This is a genomic window from Streptomyces sp. NPDC015345 (assembly GCF_043078805.1).
Classification (GTDB): Bacteria; Actinomycetota; Actinomycetes; order Streptomycetales; family Streptomycetaceae; genus Streptomyces.
Window position 1 is genome coordinate 350,991 of record NZ_JBIBTX010000008.1, and the last position, 25,773, is coordinate 376,763.

Annotated in this window: 20 protein-coding genes; 11 read left to right on the forward strand and 9 right to left on the reverse strand. The window is 71.1% G+C overall.

Going from position 1 to position 25,773, the window contains the following annotated elements; all coding sequences use genetic code 11:
• Positions 1 to 12: 12 nt before the first annotated feature.
• The 5 genes from ACF062_RS31230 to ACF062_RS31250 are packed head-to-tail and all read left to right on the forward strand — an operon-like array spanning position 13 to position 3,389.
• Positions 13 to 312 (forward strand): hypothetical protein, encoded by a 300-nt coding sequence (locus ACF062_RS31230; RefSeq protein WP_392142973.1) that lies wholly within the window; start codon positions 13 to 15, stop codon positions 310 to 312.
• A 4-nt stretch (positions 313 to 316) separates the two neighbouring features.
• Entirely contained in the window at positions 317 to 1,672 is a 1,356-nt protein-coding gene (locus tag ACF062_RS31235) for a hypothetical protein (protein WP_392142974.1), read from the forward strand.
• Positions 1,673 to 1,681: 9 nt separating this feature from the next.
• A complete protein-coding gene (locus tag ACF062_RS31240) occupies positions 1,682 to 2,095 on the forward strand; it encodes a hypothetical protein (RefSeq protein ID WP_392142975.1) in 414 nt (137 codons plus the stop codon).
• The gene (locus ACF062_RS31245) at positions 2,082 to 2,714 is read left to right on the forward strand and encodes a hypothetical protein (protein ID WP_392142976.1); all 633 of its coding nucleotides are present in this window, start codon (positions 2,082 to 2,084) and stop codon (positions 2,712 to 2,714) included. The genes ACF062_RS31240 and ACF062_RS31245 overlap by 14 nt, the downstream gene beginning before the upstream one ends.
• A 45-nt stretch (positions 2,715 to 2,759) precedes the next feature.
• Entirely contained in the window at positions 2,760 to 3,389 is a 630-nt protein-coding gene (locus ACF062_RS31250) for a hypothetical protein (protein WP_392142977.1), read from the forward strand.
• A 12-nt stretch (positions 3,390 to 3,401) separates the two neighbouring features.
• On the opposite strand, the gene ACF062_RS31255 is transcribed toward ACF062_RS31250, so the two are convergent.
• Positions 3,402 to 4,940 carry a CehA/McbA family metallohydrolase gene (locus ACF062_RS31255; RefSeq protein ID WP_392142978.1) on the reverse strand — a complete coding sequence of 513 codons (1,539 nt, stop codon included), beginning with the start codon at positions 4,938 to 4,940 and terminating at the stop codon, positions 3,402 to 3,404.
• 445 nt (positions 4,941 to 5,385) lie between these two features.
• Entirely contained in the window at positions 5,386 to 5,802 is a 417-nt protein-coding gene (locus ACF062_RS31260) for an ankyrin repeat domain-containing protein (RefSeq protein ID WP_392142979.1), read from the reverse strand.
• A 91-nt stretch (positions 5,803 to 5,893) separates the two neighbouring features.
• On the opposite strand from ACF062_RS31260, the gene ACF062_RS31265 reads away from it, so the two are divergent.
• Positions 5,894 to 6,760, forward strand: a complete 867-nt coding sequence (locus ACF062_RS31265) for a TIGR03619 family F420-dependent LLM class oxidoreductase (protein ID WP_392142980.1) — start codon at positions 5,894 to 5,896, stop codon at positions 6,758 to 6,760.
• Positions 6,761 to 6,860: 100 nt separating this feature from the next.
• Positions 6,861 to 9,461 carry a bifunctional FO biosynthesis protein CofGH gene (locus ACF062_RS31270; protein WP_392142981.1) on the forward strand — a complete coding sequence of 867 codons (2,601 nt, stop codon included), beginning with the start codon at positions 6,861 to 6,863 and terminating at the stop codon, positions 9,459 to 9,461.
• 31 nt (positions 9,462 to 9,492) lie between these two features.
• On the opposite strand, the gene ACF062_RS31275 is transcribed toward ACF062_RS31270, so the two are convergent.
• Together ACF062_RS31275 and ACF062_RS31280 are read right to left on the reverse strand one after the other, a co-directional pair.
• A complete protein-coding gene (locus ACF062_RS31275) occupies positions 9,493 to 10,899 on the reverse strand; it encodes an FG-GAP and VCBS repeat-containing protein (RefSeq protein ID WP_392142982.1) in 1,407 nt (468 codons plus the stop codon).
• A gap of 41 nt (positions 10,900 to 10,940) precedes the next feature.
• A complete protein-coding gene (locus tag ACF062_RS31280; RefSeq protein ID WP_392142983.1) occupies positions 10,941 to 12,368 on the reverse strand; it encodes an FG-GAP-like repeat-containing protein in 1,428 nt (475 codons plus the stop codon).
• Positions 12,369 to 12,560: 192 nt separating this feature from the next.
• Between ACF062_RS31280 and ACF062_RS31285 the strand changes: the two genes are divergently transcribed.
• Positions 12,561 to 15,017: a tetratricopeptide repeat protein gene (locus ACF062_RS31285; RefSeq protein WP_392142984.1), complete on the forward strand. Its 2,457-nt coding sequence runs from the start codon at positions 12,561 to 12,563 to the stop codon at positions 15,015 to 15,017.
• A gap of 166 nt (positions 15,018 to 15,183) precedes the next feature.
• Positions 15,184 to 16,302, forward strand: a complete 1,119-nt coding sequence (locus ACF062_RS31290; RefSeq protein WP_392142985.1) for an ADP-ribosylglycohydrolase family protein — start codon at positions 15,184 to 15,186, stop codon at positions 16,300 to 16,302.
• A 171-nt stretch (positions 16,303 to 16,473) separates the two neighbouring features.
• Here ACF062_RS31290 and ACF062_RS31295 read toward each other — a convergent pair whose 3' ends face one another.
• Positions 16,474 to 18,042 carry a sodium:solute symporter family protein gene (locus ACF062_RS31295; protein ID WP_392142986.1) on the reverse strand — a complete coding sequence of 523 codons (1,569 nt, stop codon included), beginning with the start codon at positions 18,040 to 18,042 and terminating at the stop codon, positions 16,474 to 16,476.
• A gap of 266 nt (positions 18,043 to 18,308) precedes the next feature.
• Positions 18,309 to 19,109 (reverse strand): SDR family oxidoreductase, encoded by an 801-nt coding sequence (locus ACF062_RS31300; RefSeq protein WP_392142987.1) that lies wholly within the window; start codon positions 19,107 to 19,109, stop codon positions 18,309 to 18,311.
• Positions 19,110 to 19,198: 89 nt separating this feature from the next.
• Between ACF062_RS31300 and ACF062_RS31305 the strand changes: the two genes are divergently transcribed.
• Positions 19,199 to 20,068 (forward strand): hypothetical protein, encoded by an 870-nt coding sequence (locus tag ACF062_RS31305; protein ID WP_392142988.1) that lies wholly within the window; start codon positions 19,199 to 19,201, stop codon positions 20,066 to 20,068.
• Between the two features lie 126 nt (positions 20,069 to 20,194).
• Here ACF062_RS31305 and ACF062_RS31310 read toward each other — a convergent pair whose 3' ends face one another.
• The 3 genes from ACF062_RS31310 to ACF062_RS31320 form a co-directional block, all read right to left on the reverse strand.
• Positions 20,195 to 20,404, reverse strand: coding sequence for a DUF397 domain-containing protein (locus ACF062_RS31310; protein WP_223775202.1), 210 nt, complete (start codon positions 20,402 to 20,404; stop codon positions 20,195 to 20,197).
• 235 nt (positions 20,405 to 20,639) lie between these two features.
• Positions 20,640 to 21,497: a helix-turn-helix domain-containing protein gene (locus ACF062_RS31315; RefSeq protein ID WP_392142989.1), complete on the reverse strand. Its 858-nt coding sequence runs from the start codon at positions 21,495 to 21,497 to the stop codon at positions 20,640 to 20,642.
• Positions 21,498 to 21,825: 328 nt separating this feature from the next.
• Positions 21,826 to 22,587 carry a GPP34 family phosphoprotein gene (locus ACF062_RS31320; protein ID WP_223775200.1) on the reverse strand — a complete coding sequence of 254 codons (762 nt, stop codon included), beginning with the start codon at positions 22,585 to 22,587 and terminating at the stop codon, positions 21,826 to 21,828.
• Positions 22,588 to 22,806: 219 nt separating this feature from the next.
• On the opposite strand from ACF062_RS31320, the gene ACF062_RS31325 reads away from it, so the two are divergent.
• Positions 22,807 to 25,764, forward strand: a complete 2,958-nt coding sequence (locus ACF062_RS31325; RefSeq protein ID WP_392142990.1) for a D-alanyl-D-alanine carboxypeptidase — start codon at positions 22,807 to 22,809, stop codon at positions 25,762 to 25,764.
• Positions 25,765 to 25,773 lie beyond the last annotated feature (9 nt).

Here is a 25,773-nt window from a genome sequence, read left to right on the forward strand (position 1 = left end):
GGCACGGACGGCATGGGCGACCCGGACCTGACGGTCGACTATGACTTCCTCGTGGACTGCGAGCGCAAGCTCGGCCAGCTCAAGAAGACCTTCGAGGACATCGAGAACCGTCGGGACGACATGAAGGAGCACTGGGGCTCCGGTGCCGTCGCCGGGGCCATGGGGGACTTCGTCGACAACTGGAACGACTACCGCACCAGACTCGTCGAGTCCATCGAATCGGTCGGCAAGCTCGTGAGCGGCAGCAAGAAGGCGTTCGAGGACCTCGACGACAAGCTGGCCAAGACGGGCAAGAAGCAGCAGAAGAAGTGACGCCATGACACCGACATCCAAGCGCCGTCCGGTGGACTGGCAGCCGCTGTGCGACTCCGATCCGGTTCCCGGTGATCCGGAGGAGATCCGCGATGAGGTCAAGCACATGATCTCGGTGGCCAAGAAGCTCCGGGACCAGGCGAAGAACCTCAAGGCGATCAGCGACGACGAAACGCTCAAGGGCAAGTACGTGACGTCCCTGCGCGAGGAGTCCTCGACGCTGGAGAAGCACATGCGGGAGGTGGCCGGGCGGTACGAGCGTGTGCACGGCCATCTGACCAAGTGGTCGAACGAGCTGGAGGACTTCCAGAGCGACGCCGACAAGATCCTGCGCGAGGCCAAGGAGAAGCAGGACGAGGTCGAGGCCGACAAGGCCAAGAAGTCCGGCTCCAAGGACAAGGACGCCCCCGACGCGTCCCCCAGCGGCATCAGCTCCGCGGACGACCCACTTCATTCGTACCGCGCCCGCCTGCACACCGTCACCGGTGACCGGGACACCCGCGCCGACCACCACGCGGGCAAGATCCGTGACGAGATCGACGACGTGATCGAGGACTCGTGGTGGGACGACGTCAAGGGCTGGGTCCATGACAACGCGGACCTGATCAAGGCCTTCATCGATGTGCTCGGCTGGGTCGCGACGTTCGCGGGCTTTCTGGCCCTCGCCATCCCCGGCTTGAACTTTCTTGTCCTCGGCATCGCGTTGCTCACGATCGGACTGAGACTCCTGCTGGTGGCATCCGGCGACGCCACCTGGACGGATGTCATCTTCGACGTCGTGGGCGGGCTGCTCGTCGTGGGTGGCCTCGCGGCCGCCGCGAAGCTGGCCAGCGGCGCCAAGGCCACCGTGGGGGCCGCTCAGGCAGCCCGGACCGCCGGGCTGAGCCGAGGGCTCAGGGGCGTCAAGGGTGTCATGGACGACCTGGGGCGGCTGATGTCCAAAGTGCCGGAAGGGGCAGGGCGACAGGTAATCGGTGCTGCCCGTAATGGCATACGCAAGTCCATTTCCCAGAATGTCGGCCTGGTCGCCAAGAACCCGCTGAGAGTCAGCCCGCTGTCGACGCTGGTGCACCTCGGCGACAAGGAGATGGCCGGTATGGCGAAGATGCTGAAGGCGAACAAGGCCACCTTCCCGGAGGCCGCCGGCGCCGCCGCGGACAAGGCGTACAAGTCCTATCAGGCGGGCCTCGGTGTCGCCTGGACCGGCATGGGGATGGATGTCACGGACAAGGCGCTGGGAAAGAGCGACATGACGAGCTGGACACACGAAAACCTCGGAACCGGCGAAAAGCCTTACAACCAGGGGTATTCCGACTGGAAGGACAACACCCTAAAGCCCGCCCCCGATACTCACTGGTAAGGAGTGATCATGGACCTGAACTCGGCGCAACGCATCGCCGAAGCCGAAGCCGCCCGCACGGGCCTCGGCACCGGCCCCAACCGGCGACTCAGGCTGACTATGTTGATCGGAATGCCGCTGGTCTTTCCGGTGATCGGAATCATGATCCTCGTGCCGGAGTTCCTGAGGAACGACGTTTTCTTCGTCTATCAGGCCGGAATCCTGGGATGTCTCCTCCACTATGTATGGGTTTTCACGAAGTACCCCAGATATGCGGGCCGACCGCCCTACCTCACCCGAGATCTGGCCATGGGCGGCGGCTTCTTCTTGCCTTCCTTGATGCTCGGCTTCTGGCCGGGCATGATCGCCGCCCCGGCGTGGGCACTCTTCGTAGGCGTTGCCTATGCCGTGGAACTGACGCGGGAGCACTATGACCACCGTTGAGCAACGCCGGACCCCGAACGGCTTCAACCTGGTGACGCCGCCCGGCTGGGACGTGATTCCGCTGCGCTCGGGCACCCAGGAAGCGATGGACCGCATCGTCCGCAAGGCGGTCAGGCAACTTCCCCCCGGTTTCCCCAAGGACGACATTCCGAAAGCCCGGCTGAAGCTCCTCCAGGAGATGAAGAAGGTCGTACGACGGGCTCGCGCCAAGGGCGGCATGACCCTCTACCTCCCCACCGAACGCCTCCACGGCGTCGCGCTGCCCGTCTCGATCGTGGCCTCCGAACCGATCGAGATTCCGAGGGTCAGGACCGAGAGCGGCCCTGAAGCGGTCCTTGCGGCGCTCGCCTCCGAGACTGCCGGGGCCGAGATACGAGAGCTGGACGACACCGCGGCCATGCGCTCGGAGCGAGATGTACCCGCCGACGCGGCCCAGGGCGTCGACGTCGCCCACCGTCGAGTCGAGTACTTCGTGCCGATCCCGGACAGCAGGCCTGACCAGTACCTCACCTTCTCCTTCAGCGCGCTGATCGCACCCGGCTCGGATCCCGCCTTCTATGACACGCTCGTGGAGCTGTTCGATGCCGTGATGAGCACCTTCCGCTGGACTTATGCCTGATGGCGTCCCCCTCCGATGCCTGAGCCGCGACGAAAGAGACCGATCATGTCCGAAGGCACCCTGTGGAGCGCCGACCTCGGTGCCCTTCACGTCGATACGGATGCCCACAAGGGCCTCTGGGGTTATCTCTGGCTCCAGATGGACAAGAAGACGTTCAAGGAATGGCTGGACGCGACTCTCACCGAGCTGGCCGCCATCCAGAACATCGAACTCACCCGCAAAATCCGCCGGTTCCACAGAAGCTTCTACGAGCAGACGATCGTCACCCTTCGCGACAAGCTCCAGGCCGACGAGGCGTTCATCTATCACCCCGTTCCGCTGACCTATATGCCGCTGGTCGTGCACGCCACCCGTATTCACTGCGACGCCCGTGACGCGGCCTCCTGTGAGGGAGTCGCCGCGCTCACGGTGCCGCATGCGGAGATCCCGGAGTGGCAGCAGCGAACCGGCAGCATTCCGTTCGCCTCTCCCTACCTCGGCGCGGACGGAGTCCGGGTCACCCGCTCCTACCCCGCCGACAGCTCCGTCATGATGACCTCGGTGTCGTACCACTGGCACACCCCGGCCGGTCTCCCCGACGTCCTGCTCCGTGGGCACCACGACGATCCGGAGCTGGTCGCCGCGTCGATGGAACCACTGGACGACTTCGCGCGGACGCTCAGGCTTCCGGGGTAGGGCCGCCGCGGATCAATCCCCCAGGAAGATCGGGTTCGTGAACCCCCGCAGAGCCCCCGGCAGGGCAGCCGTCGTCGTCGGGTGGCGGACCTCCGCGCGGACGTACGCCGCGTATGAAGGCGTCGTGCGCCACTCCACCGTGCCCGTGCCGGAGGGCGGGAGGGGCGGGGACGTGTGCAGGACGCCCTGGTCGGTGATGAGGCGGACCGTGCAGCCGGGGGCGCCCTTGACGTCCAGGCGCACCGTGACCGGGGTGTCGTGGTCCACGGTGAGGCGTTCGCCGATGCCCGCGTGTCCGCCGCGGCCGCCCGCCGCGGAGAAGGTGAGCTCCACCTCCTTGGACTCGGCGACGTAGGAGCGGCCGCGCCGCAGGCCCTCCTGGATGGCCTCGCGGGTCAGGTCGTCGGCGAGGACCACCGTCTGCGGACCGCCGATCCGGTCGGGGTCGCGGTGCGCGTCGCTGTTGCCCAGGGCCGGGATCCACGGCTTCCCGCCGCGTACGGACGCGACGAGCATGCTGTCCCAGTCGGCGAGGGAGACCTCGTCGTCCGGCGTGTACGGGCCGTTCCACACCTCGACGGCGTCCGCCTCGCCGAAGCCGAACTTCCAGTTGCAGCCGACGCAGGTGGCGTGAGGGTGGGCCGGGACGACGAGGCCGCCCGCGTCACGGATCTCGCGCGCGTATCTGCCGAAGCGGTTGTCGCGGGCGCGGTAGCGCCAGTCGACGAACGTGCCCGGGTCCGTGCCGAGCGCCACCACGTGGCCGTTGCGGGTGGTGACCTCCTCGCCCAGCATGATCAGCAGGTCGTCCCCGGCGTGCTCGGCCCAGTGCACGTGCGCGGAGTGGGTGTTGTGCTCGGAGCTGTTGATGAAGTCGAGGCCCGCGGCGCGGGCGAGCGCGGCGATCTCGCCGAGGGTGCGGCGGCCGTCGGAGTAGACGGAGTGCAGGTGGCAGTCGCCGCGGTACCAGGCGCGGCCGCGGCCCTTCGCGCGCTCCGGCGGGTAGGCGGGCCTCGGGGTGCTGCCTGGCGCCCCGTAGGTGAGGGTGATCGTCACCTCGTAGGGGAGGCCCTCGGGGGCGACCGTGTAGGGGCCGAGCGCGATGTGCCAGGTGCCAGGACGGACGCGGCCCGGGATGTAACCGGGCGTCGCCTCGTCGGCGCGGATGAAGAACTCGGTGCGGGCCCCGCCGGACCAGCCCCGGAAGCCCTTGCCGCCGAGGTCCGTGCCGCGCTCGTCGAAGATGCCGATGTCCAGGGCGTTGCCCTGCGTCCCGGCGGGCACGGGCGGCTTCTCGTAGGTGTACGCGACGCGCAGCTCGCTCACGCCGGCCGGGATCCTCAGCGGCAGGTACACGAAGTCGGGGGCGCCCGGCGGCAGGGTCCCGCGGAGGGTCTTGGTCTCCCGCGTACTGTGCCGCTCCTGGGGCGGGACGCGCCCTTCGGCGCCGTCGGCGAAGCTCACGCCGTTCAACGTAAGCGCGGCGGCGGCTCCCGTCACGAACAGTCCGCGCCGGTTGATCGTGCCGTGCTGCGGGTGGTCCTCACACATGCTGCGGCTCCCAGGGTGTCGGTGGTGACGTGGGCGGTGCGTGCAACCCTGGTATTGAGCCGTGAACTGAGCGGCAAGGGAAGTCGATTGACGGACCTACACCCGATGGACGGCATTCGCACCGACGAGCCGCTTCCGTTTCCCCGGCTCGCCCCGGATGGCGGAGCACCGCCGGGTCCCGTGATCGCCAAGGCGCCATACCGAAGACATGACCGATGGCAGGAGCGGCGATGGTCTGTCGCCGGAACGTTTCGCGCGGGTCGTGCGGACCCGCAGGGCCGTGCGGAACTACACAGGGGCACGGCGGCGCGGCGCGCGGTGACCAGGAAGGCAGCCGGGAACCGCCTTCGATGACACCGAAGGTGAGACCGGTCATGGCCAGGGAGGCGGTGATCTGACCGGGCCAGTCCAAGCGGCGACCCGGCGGCAGGGCTCACGCGGCGAGTCAGGCGATGGCGCCCGCCGCCACCAGCACCGCCTCCGTCTGTGGATGCGGACCGCCCCGCGCCCAACGCAGCGGCGTCCAGCCCGTGCCGCGGTCCTCCGGCAGGTTCGGGTCCGCACCGTGGGCGAGCAGTTCGCGCACCGCGTCGACGTGGCCCCAGCAGGCCGCGCCGCACAGCGGGGTGCCCTCGGAGCCGTGGCCGCTCTCGGCGTCGGGCAGCGCGCCCGCCCGCAGCAGGAGCCGCACCGCCTCGGCGTCGCCGTGCACCGAGGCCGCGTACAGGGGCAGCGTGCCCTGCGCGTTCGGCAGGCGCGGGTCGACACCGGTGCGCAGGACGGAGGCCACGGCGGCGGTGTCGCCGAGCAGCGCGGCGAGCACCAGGCGGCGGGTCAGCTTCTTCTGCCGTCGTCTGTTCACCGGCGCCAGGGTAATGAGCGCGCGGCCATGGACCAACCGGCTTTCCGGGGATAGGAAGTGCCGAGGAAGCAACGACTCCCCGGAGGCACCCGTGCGCATCTCCGCGACGCTGTACATGACCGACGGCACCATCGGGCCGGTGCGGCTGGCCCGGGAGTTGGAGGGGCGGGGCTTCGACGGGCTCTACCTCCCCGAGCACACCCACATCCCCGTGCCCCGCGAGACCCCCTACCCGGGCGGCGACCTGCCGCCCGAGTGCGCGCGCATGCTCAGCCCCTTCGTCGCCCTCGCCCAGGCCGCCGCCGTCACCGAGCGGATCACCCTCGGCACGAACATCGCGCTGGTCGCCCAGCACGACCCCATCGACCTCGCCAAGCAGGTCGCGACCCTCGACCACCTCTCCGGCGGCCGCGTCACCCTCGGCATCGGCTACGGCTGGAACCGCGAGGAGGCCGAGGACCACGGCGTCCCATGGCCCCACCGGCGGGCCGTCGTGCGGGACCGGATGGCGCTCATGCGGGCCCTGTGGGCCGAGCAACCCACGGAGTACGAGAGCGAGTACGGCTCCGTGCGGGCCAGCGAGGCCCATCCGAAGCCCCGGCGCGCGCCCCGCAAGCGGCTCGGGAAAGGGCCGCTGCACGGGCCGCCGACCCTCATCGGCGGCGCCGCCGGGCCGGGACTCTTCGCGCACATCGCGGAGTACGCCGACGGCTGGCTGCCCGTCGGCGGCAGCGGACTGCGCCGGGCGCTGCCCGCGCTGCGCACGGCGTGGGCCGAGGCGGGGCGCGAGGCGGCCGACCTGTACGTGGCGCTGACGGCCGTGGCCCCCGAGGCGGGCAAGCTCGCGCACTTCGCGGAGTTGGGCGTCGACGAGGTCATCGTGCAGCTGCCGGCCGCCGGGGAAGCGCAGGTGTGCGCGGCGCTCGACGCGGCACAGAAGGCCATGAGTCCTCCGTAGCCACCACGGGAAGTCCTCCGTAGCCACCACGGAAAGTCCTCCGTAGCCACCACGGAAGTATCCGTCCAGGTCACGCGTTGTCGCTCGTATGCTCGGAGACATGACCAACAGCGCGCAGCCCGACGAGGCCGGACGACCCACCGCGAACGCCATGCGGCGCGCGCTCAGGAGGGCGCGGGACGGCGTCGCGCTCGACGTGACGGAGGCCGCCGTCCTGTTGCAGGCGCGCGGCGAGGACCTCGACGACCTCACCGCGTCGGCCGCCCGGGTGCGCGACGCGGGCCTGGAGGCGGCGGGCCGCGCCGGCGTCATCACGTACTCGAAGAGCGTCTTCATCCCGCTCACCCGGCTGTGCCGCGACAAGTGCCACTACTGCACCTTCGCGACGGTGCCCGGCAAGCTGCGCCGCGACGGGCACGGCATGTTCATGTCCCCGGACGAAGTGCTCGACATCGCGCGGCGCGGGGCCGAACTGGGCTGCAAGGAAGCCCTCATCACCCTCGGCGACAAGCCGGAGGACCGCTGGCCCGAGGCCCGCGAGTGGCTGGAGGCCGAGGGGTACGACGACACCATCGCGTACGTCCGCGCCATCTCCATCCGCATCCTGGAGGAGACGGGGCTGCTGCCGCACCTCAACCCGGGCGTCATGACCTGGACGGACTTCCAGCGGCTCAAGCCCGTCGCGCCCAGCATGGGCATGATGCTGGAGACGACCGCCGAACGGCTGTGGAGCGAGCCGGGGCAACCGCACTACGGCTCCCCGGACAAGGAACCGGCTGTCCGGCTGCGGGTCCTTGAGGACGCGGGACGTTCGTCCGTGCCCTTCACCAGCGGGCTGCTGATCGGGATCGGCGAGACGTACGAGGAGCGGGCGGACTCGCTCTTCGCGCTGCGCCGCGTGGCACGCTCGTACCACGGCATCCAGGAACTGATCATCCAGAACTTCCGCGCCAAGCCGGACACGGCGATGCGCGGCATGCCCGACGCCGAGATCGACGACCTCGTCGCCACGATCGCCGTCGCCCGGCACATCATGGGCCCGGCGGGCAACATCCAGGCCCCGCCGAACCTCATCGCGGGGGAGTACGAGCGGCTGATCGGCGCCGGCATCGACGACTGGGGCGGCGTCTCGCCGGTCACGATCGACCACGTCAACCCCGAGAAGCCGTGGCCGAAGCTGGACGAACTGGCCGAGCGGTCCGCCGCGGCGGGCTTCACCCTCGCCGAACGGCTCTGCGTCTACCCCGAGTTCGTGCAGCGGGGTGAGCCCTGGCTCGACCCGCGCCTCCTCCCGCACGTGCGGGCCCTCGCCGACCCGGAGACCGGCCTCGCCCTCCCGGACGCCACCGTCGAGGGCCACCCCTGGCAGGAGCCCGACGAGGGGTACGTCGCCACGAAGTCATCGGGCCGCACCGACCTGCACCGCACCATCGACACGGAGGGCCGCACCGCCGACCGGCGCGAGGACTTCGACGAGGTGTACGGCGACTGGGAGGCCCTGCGGGAGCAAGCGGCACCCGGCATGGTGCCGTCCCGCATCGACGGCGACGTACGCACCGCCCTCGCCACCGCCGCCGACGATCCGACCAAGCTCACCGACGACGAGGCGCTGGCCCTGCTGCACGCCGACGGGCCCGCACTCGACGCGCTCTGCGGCATCGCGGACGACATCCGCAAGACGGTCAACGGCGACGACGTCACGTACATCGTCACCCGCAACATCAACTTCACCAACGTCTGTTACACCGGCTGCCGCTTCTGCGCCTTCGCGCAGCGCAGGACCGACGCCGACGCCTACACCCTCTCTCTCGACCAGGTCGCCGACCGCGCCGCGCAGGCCTGGGACGTCGGCGCCGTCGAGGTGTGCATGCAGGGCGGCATCCACCCCGACCTGCCGGGCACCGCCTACTTCGACATCGCGCGGGCCGTGAAGGAGCGCGTGCCGGGCATGCACGTGCACGCCTTCTCGCCGATGGAGGTCGTCAACGGCGCGACCAGGACGGGACTGTCGATACGGGAGTGGCTCGGCGCGGCCAAGGAGGCGGGGCTCGACTCCATCCCGGGGACGGCCGCCGAGATCCTCGACGACGAGGTGCGCTGGATCCTCACCAAGGGCAAACTGCCCACCGCCACCTGGATCGAGGTCGTCAAGACCGCGCACGAACTGGGCATCCGCTCGTCGTCCACGATGATGTACGGGCATGTGGACCAGCCCCGGCACTGGCTCGGCCACTTCCGCACGCTGGCCGCGATCCAGCAGGAGACCGGCGGTTTCACGGAGTTCGTGACGCTGCCCTTCATCCACACCAACGCGCCGGTCTATCTGGCGGGCATCGCCCGGCCGGGCCCGACCACCCGCGACAACCGCGCCGTCACGGCCATGGCGCGGGTCCTGCTGCACCCGCACATCCCCAACATCCAGACGAGCTGGGTGAAGCTGGGCCAGGAGGGCGCCGCCGAGATGCTGCGGTCCGGCGCGAACGACCTCGGCGGAACCCTGATGGAGGAGACCATCTCGCGTATGGCGGGCTCCAGTTACGGTTCCTACCGGTCGGTCGAGGACCTGGTGGCCATCGCGGAGACGGCCGGGCGGCCCGCGAAGCCGCGTACGACGCTCTACGGCGAGGTGCCCGAGGAGCGGCAGCGGGCGGCGCGGGCCTCGGACGGGCAGCTGCCGGAGCTGCTGCCGCTGGTGGACTGACGTCCCTCAGCGGCAGCAGGGCGGGCGCTGACTAGCGGGTCAGCGCGCCGCCGAACTCCACGCGGTCCTCCGGGAGTCCGAGCGACTTCGGGCTGTAGGACGTGATGCCGGTGATGGTGAGGCCGCTCGCGGCACCGCGCAGGTACCAGGCGGCACCGGAGTCGGCGTAGGTGCCGTCCTCCGTGGGCGCGGTCGCCGTCAGGTCGGCCTTGCCGTCCTTGTTGGTGTCGGAGAGCAGGACCTGGGCGCCGAACCTGTCGTTCTTCTCCGAGACGCCGGGCACCCCGGTCGTGGACTGCTGGAAGGCCTGCGCGCCCGTGCCGGTCAGGCCGGTGCGGGAGCCCTTGAGCAGCACGGTGCTGCCCGCGTCCGCGACGGAGTCGATGTCCTCGCCGGGGATGCCGACGGCCACGTCCGCGTAACCGTCGCCGTTGACGTCGCCCGCGCTGATCGAGGAGCCGAACTCGTCGCCCACCTCGCCGACGCCGGGGACGCCCGCCGTGTCCTGGGTGATCTTCGCGGTGCGGGTCGCCGAGGGCCCGTCCGGCGTTCCGTACCTGACGAGGATCGTGCCCTTCTGGTACGGCATGTCCTCGTAGTTGTCGCCGATGTCGCGGACGATCAGGTCGCCGTAGCCGTCCTTGTCGACGTCGGCGATCGCCCCGCTGTAGGTGGCGGCGAGCGGTGTGGACGTGGTGCTCACACCGTTCTTGCCGCCCTTCCAGAACTGGCTGGCGTGCGCCTTCTCCTCGAAGCCGTGGCTGGAGACGATGTCGTCGGCGCCGTCACCCGTCACGTCGCCGACCACGAAGGCGGACTCGCCGAACTCCCGCTGGGTTGGCACCTGCTGCTTGCTCGCGGCCTTGCCGTCGCGGGTGAACGGTCCGTACGACACCGACATCCCGAAGAGGTCGTCGCCGGGGTCGGGCTCGCCCTCGATATCGCCCGTGACCAGGTCCCGCTTGCCGTCGCCGTTGAAGTCGCCGGCGGTGACGTCGCTGCCGCGCCAGGGCAGCTCGGAGCTCTTCTCGCCGTGCAGGCCCAACGCCGAACCCCACAGGACGACGGCGTTGCCGTCGCCGCTGATGACGAGGTCCGTGTACTGGTCGTCGTCGAGATCGGCGGCAGCCGTCTGCGAGCCGAAGCGTCCGCCGTCCTGCGGGTCGCCGGGGACGCCCGGGGTGGCGCGGCCGAAGGTCGCGTGGGCGGTGTCGGGGCCCGAGGCCGAGCCGTAGATGACCGTGACCGTGCCGGGCGTCGTGCCTTGCCAGCCGCCGACCGAGGAGATCGCGACGTCGGCGTACCCGTCGTGGTTGAAGTCGACGAGCGGGGTGCGCGGCGGCACCGGGGCGGCCGAGGCGGAGCCCGCGGTGGCGACGAGCGCGAGGGGCGTGATGAGGGTGGTGACCGCGAGGGCGGCCGTCAGAGAGCGTCGCACTGGTCCTCCAGAGAGCCAGAGAGCGTGTGGGTCTGGGTGGGTCAGGCGCCGAGCCGCAGGCCGAACGCGGCGTCCTTCTCGGGCGCGCCGAGCTTCACCGGGCTGAGCGTGCCCGCGCCCGTGGTGGTCAGTCCGCTCGCGGAGCCGTACAGGTTCCACAGGGCGCCCGAGTCGGCGTACGTGCCGTCCTCGCCGGGGGCCGTCGCGGTCAGGTCGGCCTTGCCGTCCTTGTCCAGGTCGGTGAGGCTCACCTGGCGGCCGAAGTCGTCGCCCGTCTCGGAGACGCCGGGCACGCCCGCCGTGGACTGGTTGTAGGCGACGGCGCCCTTGCCGGTCATGCCGCCCTCGGCCTTGGAGGCGCCCTTGAGCAGGACGACCGCGCCGGTGCCGGTGGCGGCGTCGAGGCTCTCGCCGGGGACGCCGACGGCGACCTCCGCCTTGCCGTCGCCGTTCACGTCACCGGCGCTGAGGGACGCGCCGAAGGCGTCGTCGTCCTCGCTCGCCCCGGGGACGCCCGCGGTGGCCTGCGTGATGACCTTCTTTCGCGCGTCCGAGGGACCGGTGGAGCTGCCGTACTGGATCGTGATGCTGCCCGGGGCGGAGTCGATCACCTCGGTGACGGAGCCGATGTCGCGGGTGATCAGGTCGCCGTAACCGTCGCCGTCGACATCACCGACGGTGCCGCTGTACGCCGTGCCGAGGGACTTCGCGGTGTGGCCGACGCCGGTTTTCGAGCCCTTCCAGAAGCGGGCGTCGTGCTGCATCTCCTCGAAGCCGTGCGTGGTGACGATGTCGTCGACGCCGTCGCCCGTCAGGTCACCGGTGATGAAGGAGCGCAGACCCGAGGAGCCGTCGTCCGTGGTGATGCTGTCCTGCGTGCGCGTCTTGCCGTCCCGGGTGAACGGGCCGTACTGGATCGTCATCCCGGAGACGTCCGGGTCGTCGCTCGGGTGCGAGTTCACGACGAGGTCACGCTTGCCGTCACCGTTGAAGTCACCCAGGGCGAAATCGGAGTACGCGTAGGGCAGGAGCGTGTTCTGGCCGGTCAGGCCGTCCTTGGAGCCCCACAGCACGGTGGCCTTGTTCTCGTCGCCGCCACCCGCCACGAGCAGGTCGGTGTACGAGTCGCCGTCCAGGTCACCGGGGATCGACTGGTAACCGAAGGCGTACGTGCCCTCCAGTTCGCCGGGGACGCCGGGCGTGGCCCGGCTGATGAGCTGGTGGCGCGCCGTGCCGGGCCCGGAGGCGGTGCCGTAGACGACCGAGACGTAACCGGCCTTCTCGACTCCGTCGACCGTGCCGTGCGGCGCCGCGACGGCGAGGTCGGCGTACCCGTCGTGGTTGAAGTCGGTCATCGGCGTGCGCGGCGGCACGGGGGCGGCCGACGCGGAACCGGACGTGGCGAAGAGGGCGAGGGGGGTCGTCAGCGCGGCGACCGCGATGGCGGTGATGAGTGTGCGGCGGGGCACGGTGCCTCCTGTGAGGAACGTCTGTGACGTAACGGGAGACGGGCCATTTCGAGTGAAGGTTGTACACCACAGGAACTCCGTTACGAGATACGGACGTTCGCTCGAGTACGGCGGCCGTTCACCTCGCGGCCCGCCCGTATGCGTGAGACTGGCCGCGGGGCGGGAGCCCGGGGGACGCAGGGGAGGGGCGGGATGGCACGGACGAGGATGTCGATGCAGGAGCTCATCCGGCGCAGACGGCGGGCGGCATTCGTCGGGCGCCGCGAGGAACTGCGCGTGTTCGAGGCCAACTTCGAGATGCCGCCGGACGACGACCGGCACCGGTTCCTCTTCCATGTGCACGGCCACGCGGGGGTCGGCAAGACGTCACTGGTGCGGGAGATGGTCCAGCTGGCCCGCGACCGGGGCGCTCTCGTCGCGTCCGTGGACGAGGGCGCGAGCGGCGTCCCGGAGGTCCTCGCCGAAGTGGCCGCGCAATTCGCCCAGCAGGGGCGGCCCCTGAAGCAGCTGGAGCGGGCCCTCGCCACCCACCGGCAGCGCAGCCACGAGGCCGTCGCGGCGGCCGAGCACCAGCCGGGACCCGGCACGCCGTCCACGGGCAGCGCCATGGCCGCCCGCGCGGGGGTCGCCGGACTCGGCCTGGTGCCGGTCGTCGGCGCGTTCGCCGGCGCCGTCGACGCCGACCGCCTCGCGCTGGGCGCCGACCGGCTGCGGGCCCGCTTCCGCAGCCAGGAGGACGCCCGCCTCGTCCTGGAACCGGAGCGGGCGCTCACCCCCGTGCTCCTGGCCGAGCTGGCCGGGGCCGCCGACGCCGCGCCGTGGCTCGCCCTCTTCTTCGACACGTACGAGCGGACGTCACCGTTCCTCGACCGCTGGCTGCACGACGTGATGACGACCGACCGGTACGGCGAACTCCCCGCCCACACCGTCGTGGTGACCGCCGGGCAGCGCCCCCTCGACCCGGCCCGCTGGGAGGGCGCCGCCGACTTCGCCGCCGATCTGCCGCTGCGGCCCTTCACGGAGGCCGAGGCGCGTGACCTGCTCGCCGCCAAGGGCGTCACCGAGGAGCCGGTGGTCGCCGAGGTCCTGCGCCTGACGGGCCGCCTGCCCGTGCTCGTCTCCACGCTCGCCGAGAGCGGCCCCACGGCCCCCGGCGACGTGGGCGACCCGAGCGCCACGGCCGTGGAGCGCTTCCTGAAGTGGGAGCCGGACCCGGCCCGCCGGGCTGCCGCGCTGGCGTGCGCGCTGCCCCGCCGACTGGACGAGGAGGCCATCCGCGCGGCCACCGGCGAGGGCGGCGTCGACCCGGCGGAGCTGTTTGCATGGCTGCGCACCATGCCGTTCGTCCGGACCGACGGCAAAGGGACGGCGCGCTACCACGGCGTCGTCCGCGCCCCGATGCTCCGCCTGCGCCGCAACGCCTCCCCGGAGAGCTGGAGCTCGGCGCACACCCGCCTCGCCGAGCTGTACGAGCGGCGGCGCGGCGCGCTGGAGGAGGGCGGCCCGGCCCGGCCTGACCGGCCGTGGACACGCCCGGCATGGCGGGCGCTGCGCGTCGAGGAGCTGTACCACCGGCTGTGCGCCCGGCCGCGCGCCGCGCTCCCGGAGGTGCTGCGCGAGGGGGTTGAGGCGTGCCGCGTGGACACGGCGGTGGCCCGCGAGTGGGCGCGGGCCGTGGCGGACGCGGCCGAGGACACCGCGGGCGCCGAGCAGCCCGAGGCGGCCGCGGACCCCCTGGCCGGGGAGACGGAGCCCCTGAAGTCGCTGGCCGCCGCCTGTCAGGGCCCCCTCGCCCTGGAGCGGGAGGGCGCCCTGCTGGTCCTTGAGGTGCTGCTCGGCCGCGCCGAACTGGACGACGAGGGCAGGGTGGCCGCGTACAACGCGCACGGCCTGCGGCTCTTCCTCCTCGGCCGGCTGCGCGAGGCCCTCGGCGACCACGAGCGCGCCCTCACCCTGGACCCCCGCGACCCGTGGGGCCACCACGGCCTCGCCGTCACCCGCCGGGCGCTCGGCGAGTACGAGGCGGCCCTCGGGCATCTGGCCGACGCCGCCGAGGTGGCCCCCGACGCCGCGTGGCCCGCGCGCGAGCGCGGCGAGACCTACCGCCGCATGGGACGCCCGGACGAGGCGCTGCCCTGGCTGGAGCGGGCACACGTCCTCGACCCCGCCGAGCCGCTCACCCTCGGCAGCCTCGGCCAGGTCAAGTTCACCCTCGGCCGCGCCCGTGAGGCCCTGGCCGACCTGGACCGCGCGATCACCCTGTGGCCGGACTACGCCTGGGCGCTGACCCGCAGGGCCCGGGTGCGGCAGTCCCTCGGCGACACGGCCGGCGCCCTCGCCGACCTCGGCCGCGCCCAGGAGCTCGCCCCGGACGCGGCGGGCACCCGGGGCGAGCGGGGCGACGTACTGCGCCTCACGGGCCGCCACGAGGAGGCCGCCGCCGAGTACGCCGCGGCCCTCGCGCTCGACCCCGGCTACGCCTGGGCGTGGGGCGGCAAGGCCTTGTCCCTGGAAGCCCTCGGCCGCCGCGACGACGCCCTCGCCGCCCTGGACGAGGCGCTGCGCATCGACCCCGGCTACGGCTGGGCGAGGGAGCAGCGGCAGCGGATCACGGGGGCCGGCGCGGGCCCGGCCCCGTCCGGCGGATGACGGCCGGGGGCGCGCTGTCTGTAGCAACTGCGAAGCTCCCGTGAACGTCGTCCAAAAGCGACCTCAGGGGCGTCTTGCCGCATACCACTTGCCGTCTGAATCGATCGTTCCCGTTCGATTACAGTGCTGCGCAGTCGCAACCGGGAGAGGCACGGAGGGAGGTTCGGTGGGCACAGCAGCAGCCACCGGTGTCTGGGGCCGCGCCGAACAGCAGGACTTCCGCAGCCGGGTGCGCGGCACGCTCCTCGGGGCCGCCGTGGGCGACGCCTTCGGGGCGCCCCTGGACGGGCTCTCCCTCGACGAGATACGCACGGCGCACGGCGCCGAAGGCCTCACCGAGCCCGTGCCCGCGTACGGCAGACGGGGCGCGGTCACCGCCGCCACCCAGCTCGCCCTCTTCACCGTGGACGGCCTCATCCGCGCCCAGGTCCGCCGCGACACCGGCGCCTGGCACCCGCCGACCGACCTGCACCGCGCCTACCGCCGCTGGGCGGCCACCCAGAGCGACTGGGGACCGGACGAGCGGCGCAAGGAGGACGGCTGGCTCGCCCGCGAGGAGTGGCTCTACTCGCGCCGCGCCCCCTCCCGCGCCTGCCTCCTCGGACTGGGCAACGCGGTCATGGGCACCCTGGAGACCCCGAAGAACCCCGACGAGCGCGGCCCCGAGGCCGCCGTCAGGTCCGCGCCCTTCGGCCTCCTCGTCGGCTGGGAGCCGCAGCTCGTGCTCCAGCTCGCCGTCGAGGGCGCCGTCCAGACACACGGCCACCCCACCGCCTACCTCGCGGCCGGCGCGCACGCCGTCATCGTGCACGGCCTCGCCCGCGGGGAGTCCCTCGACGGCGCGATCCAGCGGACCCTCGCCCTGCTCGCCGCCCACCCCGGCCACCCGCCCGTCGCTGACGCCCTGCGGCACGCCCTGGGCGCCGTACGCCAGGGCATGCCCACGGCCGCGCGCGTGGCGGAGCTGCTCGCCGACGGCACGGCCGAGGGGGCGCTCGCCGTCGCCGTGTACTGCGCGCTGGTCGGCGAGGACATCCGCCACGGGGTGCGCCTGGCCGTCAACCACGGCGGCCCGTCCTCCGCCACGGGGGCGCTGTGCGGGGCGCTGCTCGGCGCGCTGCACGGGGAGACCGCGCTGCCGCCGGGCTGGCTCACGGAGCTGGAGGGCCGGCCCACGGTCCTGGAGCTCGCGGACGACTTCGCCATGGAGATGACCCAGGGCCCGGCGCTGCACGGCCCCGCCGTGTCCGCGCCGGGCTGGCTGGCCCGCTATCCGCGCGGCTAGGGCCTGTCTGACCATGCCCGCCTGCCTCGCGACGCCATGCACGCACTTTCGCCGCACCGGGCGCAGAGCCAAGTACATCCAGTACGAGGCCCTACGCCCGGCACGCCGAGAGCACGCACCTGACGCCGCGAGGCCGCCCTCCGGGCGACGACGCGAATTGTCAGACAGGCCCTAGTCCTTCACCGGGGCGGGCACGGCCGCCGCGGCCGGGGAGCCGGCCGGCCCGGCCGAACCGGCCGGTCCGTCGTCATCCGTGTTGATCCGCTCGATGAGCGCGTCCCGCTCCGGGGTGTCCTCCGGCTTCACGTAACCGATGACGATGTAGAGGATCAGCGAGACCGCCAGCGGGATCGACACCTGGTACTGGAGGGCCACGCCGCCCTCGACGGCGTCGTTGATCGGGTAGTTGACCAGGTAGAAGGCGAAGAGACCGGCTCCCCAGCTGGTCAGCGCGGCGGTCGGGCCGGACTTGCGGAAGGTGCGGAGCAGGCCCAGCATCATCGGGATCGCGATCGGCCCCATCAGACCGGCGACCCACTTGATGACGACCGTGATGATGTCCTTGAACGTGGGGGAGTTGACCTGCGTGGCGACCGCCATGGACAGCCCCAGGAAGATCACCGTGGTGAGGCGGGCGGCGAGCAGCCCCGTGCGCTCCGACCAGACCTTCGCCCGCGCGGAGAGCACGGGCGCCACGTCACGGGTGAAGACGGCGGCGATGGCGTTGGCGTCGGAGGAGCACATCGCCATGGTGTGCGAGAAGAAGCCGACGATGACAAGACCCAGCAGGCCGTGCGGCAGCAGCTGTTCGGTCATCAGGGCGTACGCGTCCGACCCGTCGGGCTTCTTGGCGTCGACCAGGAGGGGCGACATCCACATGGGGAAGAAGAGGACGAGCGGCCAGACCAGCCACAGGATCGCGGAGAGCTTCGCGGAGCGCGCGGCCTCCTTGGCGTTGGCGGTCGCCATGTAGCGCTGCGCCTGATTCAGCATGCCGCCGTTGTACTCGAAGAGCTTGATGAAGAGGAACGCGAGCAGGAACACCGTGCCGTACGGCCCGACCAGCGGCTTCGCGTGGCCCGCGAGCTCGGGCTCGTCCCAGACGCCGAAGAAGCCGCCGTGCGGCCCGAGCTTGGCGACGACCGCCACGAACATCGCGATACCGGCGAAGAGCTGGATGATGAACTGCCCCAGCTCGGTGAGGGCGTCCGCCCACAGGCCGCCGATGGTGCAGTAGATCGCCGTGATGACGCCGGTGATGAGGATGCCCTGGTTCAGCGAGACCCCGGTGAAGACCGCGAGCAGCGTGGCGATGGCGGCCCACTTGGCGCCCACGTCGACGATCTTCAGCAGCATCCCGGACCAGGCGAGCGCCTGCTGCGTCTTCAGGTTGTAGCGGTTCTTGAGGTATTCGAGCGGCGAGGCGACGTGCAGCCGTGAACGCAGCCGGTTGATGCGGGGGGCGAAGAGCCGCGCGCCGATGGCGATGCCGAGGGCGATGGGGAAGGACCAGGTGACGAAGGACGTCACGCCGTAGGTGTACGCGATGCCGGCGTACCCGGTGAACATCACCGCGCTGTAGCCCGACATGTGGTGCGAGATGCCCGACAGCCACCAGGGCATCTTTCCGCCGGCGGTGAAGAAGTCGCTGACGTTGTCGACCCGCTTGTGGGACCACACGCCGATCGCGACCATCACGCCGAAGTAGCCGATGAGCACGGCCCAGTCGAGACTGTTCATATGGCCCTCCAGGGGTCCGCCTGGTGAACTGCGCATAATGGCTCGCACTTCGCCAGTACCGGCCACGGAAGACATGAACGACCCGGAAGTGCGTGCTCATCGTGGGTTCGGGCACACGTCGGCGACAACGGTGGGTAGAGTCAAGAGCAGGCAAAATCGTTCGCTGAACTGATTGTCGTTCACATACTTGACTGACCGAGGTGTACCCCATCAGGGGTGCTGGGAACTGCGCGCCCAGCCGCGACAGGCCCGCAGCCGAAGGCGGCCTACCGCATCAACTCCCCGGCGTTCACCAGGAGCGACTGCCCGGTGATGGATCGCGCCCGCTCCGACGCCAGAAACACCACCGCGTCCGCCACATCCCCGTCCGTGGCCAACTCCGGCAGAGCCATCCGCGCCGCGAGGCGCCCCCGCACCTCCGCCTCCGGCACCCCCTCGGACTCCGCGGTGAACTGGACGTACGCCTCGACCGGAGGCCCCCACATCCACCCCGGCAGCACCGAGTTGACCCGGATGCGATGCGGTCCGAGCTCCCGCGCGAGGGAGTACATGGCAGAGGTCAAAGCACCCTTCGACGCCGCGCACGCGGCCTGCCGCACCTGCGACGGCGCCGCCACCGCCGACTGCGTGCCGATGAACACCACCGACCCGCCCCGCTCCTTCAGTGCGGGCAGGCACGCCCGCGTCATGCGCAGCGTGCCGAGCAGATTGACGTCGACGACACCGCGCCACGTCTCGAAGTCCGCGTCCTCCAGGCCGCCGAAGTGACTGTCCCAGGCGGCGACATGGACGGCGGCGTCGATCCCGCCGAAGCGGTCGCGCGCCAGCGCGGCCAGGGCCTCGCACTGCCGCTCGTCGGTGATGTCCGTCGCCCGGTACGCGGTATGTGCGCCCCCGGGGTCGATCTCCGCGGCGGACTTGGCGAGATTCGCCTCGGTGCGCGCGCCCAGCACGGCGTTGCCCCCGTCGCGCACCACGGCTGCCGCCACCTGGTGGCCGAGCCCGGCACCGACACCCGAGACGACGACGGTCTTTCCTTCGAGGAGCGGCGACGGCGATGTCGGCATGGGGCCCTCCTGGCTCTGGCGGTTCGTCTGACGGGGCGTCAGAGTATGGGCGTCCGCAGGAGGAAGGAAGAGAGAGGCAGGCGAGAGGCATGGGAGAAGAGACCCGAAGCGACGACACCCGAAGCGACGACACCCGCAGCGACATGTACGCCGAGCTGGCCGCCGTCGGGCCCTATGGCGTACGCCCGGGGCACGCCCTGATCACCATGGTCGAGCCGCACCCGGGGCACGAGTTCGCGTACAACCGCTGGTACGAGGACGACCACTACTACGCCGGCGCGATGGCCATGCCCTGGATGTACGCGGGGCGCCGCTGGGTCGCCACGCGCGACCTCCAGCTTCTGCGCTACCCGGGGAGGTCCGCGGTGGCCGAACCGGTCACCGCCGGGTGCTACCTCTCCACGTACTGGGTGACGGAGGGCCGCTACGACGAGCACATGAAGTGGACCGTCGGCATCAACAGACGGCTGAACCGCGACGGCCGCGTCCATCAGGAGCGCACCCACGTCTTCACCGCCTTCCAGGACCACGAGGCGACCGTCTACCGGGACGGCGCGTCGGGCCCGCGCGACTTCCACGCGCTCGACCATCCGTACGAGGGCCTGGTCCTGGAGGTCATCGACGCGGAAGGGCCGCAGGCGAGGCGGGAGTTGCTGGAGTGGCTGCTTACCCGGCACCTGCCGCGCGCGCTCGCCGGTTCACCGGCCGCGATGGTGACGGTCTTCCGGCCGACGCCGCTGCCGGGCGACCGGATGACGTACGTCAAGCAGGTCGAGGGCGTGGACACCCGGCTGACGCTGCTGTGGTTCCTCCAGGAGGATCCGCGGGAGTGCTGGGAGGCGCACTTCACCGGGCGGGACGCGGCCGTGGCCGGATCCGGGCTCGGGCGGGTGGAACTGGTCGCGCCCTTCATTCCGACGGTGCCGGGCACGGACCGGTACGTCGACCAGCTGCGCTGACCCAGGGCCGAGCCCCCTCGGCCGGGACGGCGGGCCAGTCGAGAGGGCTCATACGGTGCTGCTTATCCGATTGTGGCGCTGCGGTTGTTCTGCTGTGTACCGGTATCACGGGCCGGCGCTTCCGCGTCACGCGACGTCGGCAGCCCCCCGGCCGACCTCGGTGACGAACGCGTTCCACGAGTCGGCGGGGAAGGCGAGGACCGGACCCTCGACGACCTTGGAGTCACGCACCGAAATGCCGGTCTTCAGTGGTGACTTGACCTCGACGCACGCACCGTTGCCGGTGGAGTACGAGGACTTGACCCAGGCATGCGAGACGCCCTGCTGAATTGCCATGTTTTCTCCGGTTTGCACAGTTGGTGAGTTGCTCCCACCGCATGACCGCGGTGTGCGCCAACGCTCTTGCTCGATGGCGTGATTGACGCTACTCGCCAACCCCAGTGCGTGAAGGGGCCGTTCACTCGACCGGATGGCATATTCCAGGTGGGTCTTCCGCCTCACCCCGGCAAGGGTGTACCGTGCGGCGCCCTCACGCGCGGGGCACGGTTCCGCGGGCTGCGGCCCGGCTGGATCAGCGGGCGTAGTCCTTCGCGATCCCCGCGATGAGCTGGCGTGATTGCTCCACGTTGAGCGCCTGCGCCCGCAGGTGCTCGTACATCACGCTGTACTGCTGGACGTCGTTTGCCTTCTCCAGGTAAAGGTCGCTCGTGACGCCCTCGATGTAGACCACGCTGGAGTCCGCCGCGTCGGGGAACTCCAGGATCGCGTACTGCCCGTTCAGGCCCGGGTGGGCGCCGAGCTCGAAGGGGATCACCTGAACCGTCACGTGGGGCAGCTGGGACTGCTCCACGAGGTGTTCCAGCTGGTCACGCATCAGCTGCCGGGAGCCGACCACGCGACGCAGCGCGGACTCGTCGAGAACGGTCCACAGGCGCAGCGGATTGTCCGGCGCGGCGATGCGCTCCTGGCGGCGCATGCGCACCTGGACCCGTTTCTCGATGTCGGTCGTCGTGGTCTCCGGGAGCGCGCCGGTGATCAGCGCCTCGGCGTAGCCGCGGGTCTGGAGCAGGCCGGGGACGACCTGCGGGTCGTACACGCGCAACGACGCGGCGTCCGTCTCCAGACCGATGTACACGCTGTACGGGATGTCGCCGAAGGAGTGCCACCAGCCCTGCTGGCGTGAGTCCTTGGCCATCTGCATCAGGGAGTCGACGATGCGGTGGTCCTCGACCTCGTAGACACCGCACAGGTCACGGACGTCGCGCTGGCTGATGGAGCGGCGGCCGTTCTCGAGGCGGCTGATCTTCGACTGCGAGACGAGCAGGCGCTCGGCGACCTCCTCGGCCGTCATGCCCTTGAGCTCACGGAGCCGGCGCAGCTCCTGACCCAAGCGACGTCGCCTGACGGTGGGATTGACATTGGACGCCACGGGACGTGCACCTCCGGCTTGCCTGCCTCGATTTTGCGTATCTACTGCTCAGCAGAGTGCCACCAACGTGTGTGGCAGCGCTGGAAAACAGCCGATGTGCGAACGTGCGGGCGGACGTATAGGGGTGCGGATGTGCGGCCGCGCGGGGCGGCGGCACCGGGATGTCGTCGTCCGGACGGTCCGGTGCCGTGCCCCGCGCGGCCCAGCGGCTCCCGTACCGGGTCTGGGGGGACTGCGGTGCGGCGCTGGTGCGGTGGTGCGCTTGCCTGGTGCTGCGGTGCGATGCCGTGAGGGGTGATGTGAGGTGACGTGCTGTCTGTCGTCGTACTCAGTGGGCCACGGCGCGTGCCATGGACCCTCGGCGCGGCTGCATGGGGATCCGGTCCGGGTCCGCCACCGCCCTGGCCGGTTGCCGTCCGCCAGGACCCGTGGGGCCTGCCGGTGCGGCGCTGCGGCGCGGCTGAGCCGCCACACCGTTCTGGACGTCCATCACGGCGTGCGCCACGAGGCCGCCCATCGGGTCGTGCCTGATGAGGTCCCGGAGACGGGAGCGGGATGAACGCCCTTCGTTCCCGGGATACAGATGCTTGCCGAGACCGACCGCGTGGGCCAGGGCGGCGAGCGCGGCGGTCCGCGGGTCCGGCGGCACGCCGGTGCGGATCGCCGAATCGAGCCGGGACCTGATTTCCCGGCTGATGGCCGTCTCCGTCGCTTGGTAGCGAGTCGTCGGCAGTACCCCGCACATCTGACCCGCCACGGCATGAACCATGCCGCACCGCTCCAGGTGCGAGAGGTACGTCTGGCGGAGCCCCAGTCGGGGTCCGCCGATCCAGTGGACGGCCCGAACCGGACTGCCGCGCCTGCGCAGCAGTTCCAGTGCGGAGTCCAGAGTCGGATCTCCGGTCGGCCGTGGCATCACCACGGCGATACGATCCCCGTCTGGGGCTATCCGTCCGGCCAGCGCCAGCTCCACTAGCTGTGCTCCGGCCAGACCGAGGTCGAGCGACTGCGGCTGCGCTGTGGTACCCGTGGCCGGGTCCAAAGCGAGCAGCAGAAGCTCCTCCGGAATTGTTCTGCGGCTCCTGCCCATCCATGCCTCCCCGCGTGGATGAATGACAGGGTGACCCCTCTCACATTGGTCTGTCGAGAGTGCGTGGGCGGGATGTACTGGAACCAGTAGGTATGTCGTTCTCGTCTACCACGGGGGTTAAGCCCTCACACAGGACACTGGTACACGGTTCGGACAGTGGGGTCCGGACCGGTTTTGACGCACGGCCGGGCACCGGCCGCGTCAGCATCGGCATACGGCATGGCGTACGAGGAGGCATCGGTGGCGGGCGAGACCCCCGACAGGTCGAAGCAGCGGAAGTCGTCGGGGAACCCGACTGCGGCGGATCCTTCTGTGCCCGCACCGGAGGAACGGGACCCGCGCCTGGCGGTGGCCCGTGAGGTCCCCGCGGCGCGCAAGGACCAGGCGACGGCGGTCTTCTCCACGAAGGCGGTCTCCGAAGGACGGGGCGGGGCCTCCGGCGGTGACGCCTCGGAGGGTGCCGCTGCCTCCGGCGGTGATGCCTCGGAGGGTGCCGTGGCTTCCGGCGGCGACGAGCGGCTCCGGGACGCGGTGGCGGCGTGGGTCGCAGGCTCGGACGACGAGAACCCCGAGGCGGACCCGGAGGACTCCCGGACGAGCGGGGCTTCGGCCGGCAGTGACGGTCCTGCTGAGGCCGGGGGCCGGATCGCTGCGGGTGATTCCGCTGCGGGGGGCGTGTCCGTGAAGGGCGATGCGTCCGGCACGGGCGATGCGTCCGGCCAGGGAGACGCTTCCGCCGAGGGCGATGCTTCCGGCAAGAACGGTGCTTCTGGCAGGGACCAGGCTCCCGCCGCGGATGATGCCTCTTCCGAGGGCGTGGGGTCCGCGGGGCGCGACGCTTCCGCGCAGGCGGCTTCGGCCAAGGGGGACGCCGCGAAGCCTGTGCTCACCGAGGGCGACGCCCCGGCCAAGGCAGCTCCCGCCAAGTCAGACGCCTCCGCCACGGAGGGCGCCGCCTCGGCGGCCACGGCTGACGCGAAGCCCGCCGGTGACGCCACGCCGAGCGGTGACGCCACGTCTGGCGCCAAGGCGAAGCCCGGCAGCGACGCGAAGTCCGACGAGGCGACGAAGCCCGGCGACGACGCGAGGGCTCCGGCCGACGCGAAGCCCGGCAGCGGCGCGAAGTCCGACGAGGCCACGGAGTCCGGCGATGACGGGAAGGCCCCGGCTTGGGCGAAGCCCGCCGGTGACGCCAAGCCTGCCGCCGACGCGAAGTCCACCAGCGGCGCGAAGTCCGACGAGGCCACGAAGCCCGGCGGCGACGGGAAGGCCCCGGCCTGGGCGAAGCCCGCCGGTGGCGCCAAGCCTGCCGCCGACGCGAAGTCCACCAGCGGCGCGAAGTCCGGCGAGGTCACGAAGTCCGGCGACGACGGGAAGGCCCCGGCTTGGGCGAAGCCCGCCGGTGACGCCAAGTCCGACGAGGCCGCCAAGCCCGCCGCCGACGCGAAGCCGAGCGCCGACGCCGAGTCCAAGCCCGGCAGCGACCCCAAGGCCAAGACCGACGCCCCCAAGGCCACGGGTGTCGATCAAGCCACCGCCGTCTTCAAGGCGCCCCGCGTGCCCGAGGTGGATCAGCCGACCACCATGCTCAAGCTCGGTGGCGAGGCGCCTGCAAAGGGCGACGCAAAGGGCGATGCAAAGAGTGACGCAAAGGGCGGTGCGAAGGCTGAGCGGGATGCCGAGCGGACCAGTAAGTTCGTCGCCCTGAAGCCGCTCGACGAGCCGGCCGGCAAGACCGCGCCCAAGGCCGCCCCCGGCGCGAAGCCCGCCGCCGAGGGCGGCTCCAAGGCCGAGGCCAAGGCCACCGCGGAGCCCGCGACCCCCGGCGGAGCCCCCGCGCCGCCGCCCGTCGAGCGCACCACCCAGCAGCCGCTGCCGCCGAAGCCTCCGCTCGACCTGCTCGCCGAGCTGACCAACACCCCGCCGCCGCCGGAGACCCCGGTCCGCACCGCCGTGCGCAGGGTCAAGATCTGGACGCCGATCGTCCTGCTCCTGGTGGTCGTCTTTGCGGTCGTACAGGCCGTGCGCCCGCTGCCGACGCCCACCCTGAAGCTCACCGCCGAGCAGTCCGTCTCCTTCGGCGGCGACAAGCCGTCCATGCCGTGGCCGTCCCAGGGCCAGGCCGCGATGGACGTCAACGGCATCGGTTCGTTCGGCACCTCCGGTGACCAGAAGCCCGTACCGATCGCCTCCATCGCGAAGGTCATGACGGTCTACGTGATCTTGCGGGACCACCCGCTGAAGAAGGGCGAGGACGGCCCGAAGATCCCCGTCGACGCCGCCGCGGAGAAGCACTACGAGACGGGCAAGGCCGAGCAGGAGTCCGTCGTCAGGGTCGCCGAGGGCCAGAAGATCACCCAGTACGAGGCGCTCCAGGCGGTCATGCTGCCGTCCGCCAACAACATCGCCAAGCTGCTCGCCCGCTGGGACTCCAAGAGCGGCTCCGAGGACGCGTTCGTCGCCAAGATGAACAAGACCGCCAAGGAGCTGGGGATGAAGAACACCCGCTACACGGACCCCAGCGGCCTCGACAAGACGACCGTCTCCACCGCCGAGGACCTCGTGAAGCTCGGCCGGGCCGCGATGAAGGACCCGGTCTTCAACGAGATCTCCCGCCAGCCCAGCTACAAGGACCTCAACGGCGAGAAGCAGAACAACTTCTTCGGCCTCGTCCCGACCGTCGCCATCGGCATCAAGACCGGCACCACCACGGCCGCGGGCGGCAACATCCTCTTCGCCGCGGAGAAGAAGGTCGGCGGCGAGACGCAGACGATCATCGGCGCCGCCCTCGGCCAGTTCGGCAAGAACGGCGTCGCCAACATCGACGAGGTCACGGGCGTCACCCGCAAGCTCATCGAGGCCGGCCAGGACGCGCTGACCGCCAAGACCATCGTGAAGAAGGGCGACGTCGTCGGCCATGTGGACGACGGCCTCGGCGGGACCACCCCGGTGGTGGCGACCAAGGACGTCTCCGCGGTGGGCTGGCCGGGTCTGACGGTGAAGCTGCACATGACGGAGCCGAAGGGCAAGCCGGTGCCGCACACCGCGAAGGCCGGCACCGAGGTCGGCGTGCTGAGCGTCGGCGACGGCAAGGGTGACGCGATCAAGGTGCCCGTCGCCCTCCAGAAGGATCTCGCGGAACCCGGCCTCGGCGCGAAGCTGCGACGCGTCGGCTGAGGCACGGCA

What these genes read in the sequence shown, in the direction of transcription:
- ACF062_RS31230 (WP_392142973.1), top strand. Translation starts at nt 13, where the DNA reads ATGGGCGACCCGGACCTGACGGTCGACTATGACTTCCTCGTGGACTGC.
- ACF062_RS31235 (WP_392142974.1), top strand. Translation starts at nt 317, where the DNA reads ATGACACCGACATCCAAGCGCCGTCCGGTGGACTGGCAGCCGCTGTGC.
- ACF062_RS31240 (WP_392142975.1), top strand. Translation starts at nt 1,682, where the DNA reads ATGGACCTGAACTCGGCGCAACGCATCGCCGAAGCCGAAGCCGCCCGC.
- ACF062_RS31245 (WP_392142976.1), top strand. Translation starts at nt 2,082, where the DNA reads ATGACCACCGTTGAGCAACGCCGGACCCCGAACGGCTTCAACCTGGTG.
- ACF062_RS31250 (WP_392142977.1), top strand. Translation starts at nt 2,760, where the DNA reads ATGTCCGAAGGCACCCTGTGGAGCGCCGACCTCGGTGCCCTTCACGTC.
- ACF062_RS31255 (WP_392142978.1), bottom strand. Translation starts at nt 4,940, where the DNA reads ATGTGTGAGGACCACCCGCAGCACGGCACGATCAACCGGCGCGGACTG.
- ACF062_RS31270 (WP_392142981.1), top strand. Translation starts at nt 6,861, where the DNA reads ATGACCAACAGCGCGCAGCCCGACGAGGCCGGACGACCCACCGCGAAC.
- ACF062_RS31285 (WP_392142984.1), top strand. Translation starts at nt 12,561, where the DNA reads ATGGCACGGACGAGGATGTCGATGCAGGAGCTCATCCGGCGCAGACGG.
- ACF062_RS31295 (WP_392142986.1), bottom strand. Translation starts at nt 18,042, where the DNA reads ATGAACAGTCTCGACTGGGCCGTGCTCATCGGCTACTTCGGCGTGATG.
- ACF062_RS31300 (WP_392142987.1), bottom strand. Translation starts at nt 19,109, where the DNA reads ATGCCGACATCGCCGTCGCCGCTCCTCGAAGGAAAGACCGTCGTCGTC.
- ACF062_RS31305 (WP_392142988.1), top strand. Translation starts at nt 19,199, where the DNA reads ATGGGAGAAGAGACCCGAAGCGACGACACCCGAAGCGACGACACCCGC.
- ACF062_RS31310 (WP_223775202.1), bottom strand. Translation starts at nt 20,404, where the DNA reads ATGGCAATTCAGCAGGGCGTCTCGCATGCCTGGGTCAAGTCCTCGTAC.
- ACF062_RS31320 (WP_223775200.1), bottom strand. Translation starts at nt 22,587, where the DNA reads ATGGGCAGGAGCCGCAGAACAATTCCGGAGGAGCTTCTGCTGCTCGCT.
- ACF062_RS31325 (WP_392142990.1), top strand. Translation starts at nt 22,807, where the DNA reads ATGGCGTACGAGGAGGCATCGGTGGCGGGCGAGACCCCCGACAGGTCG.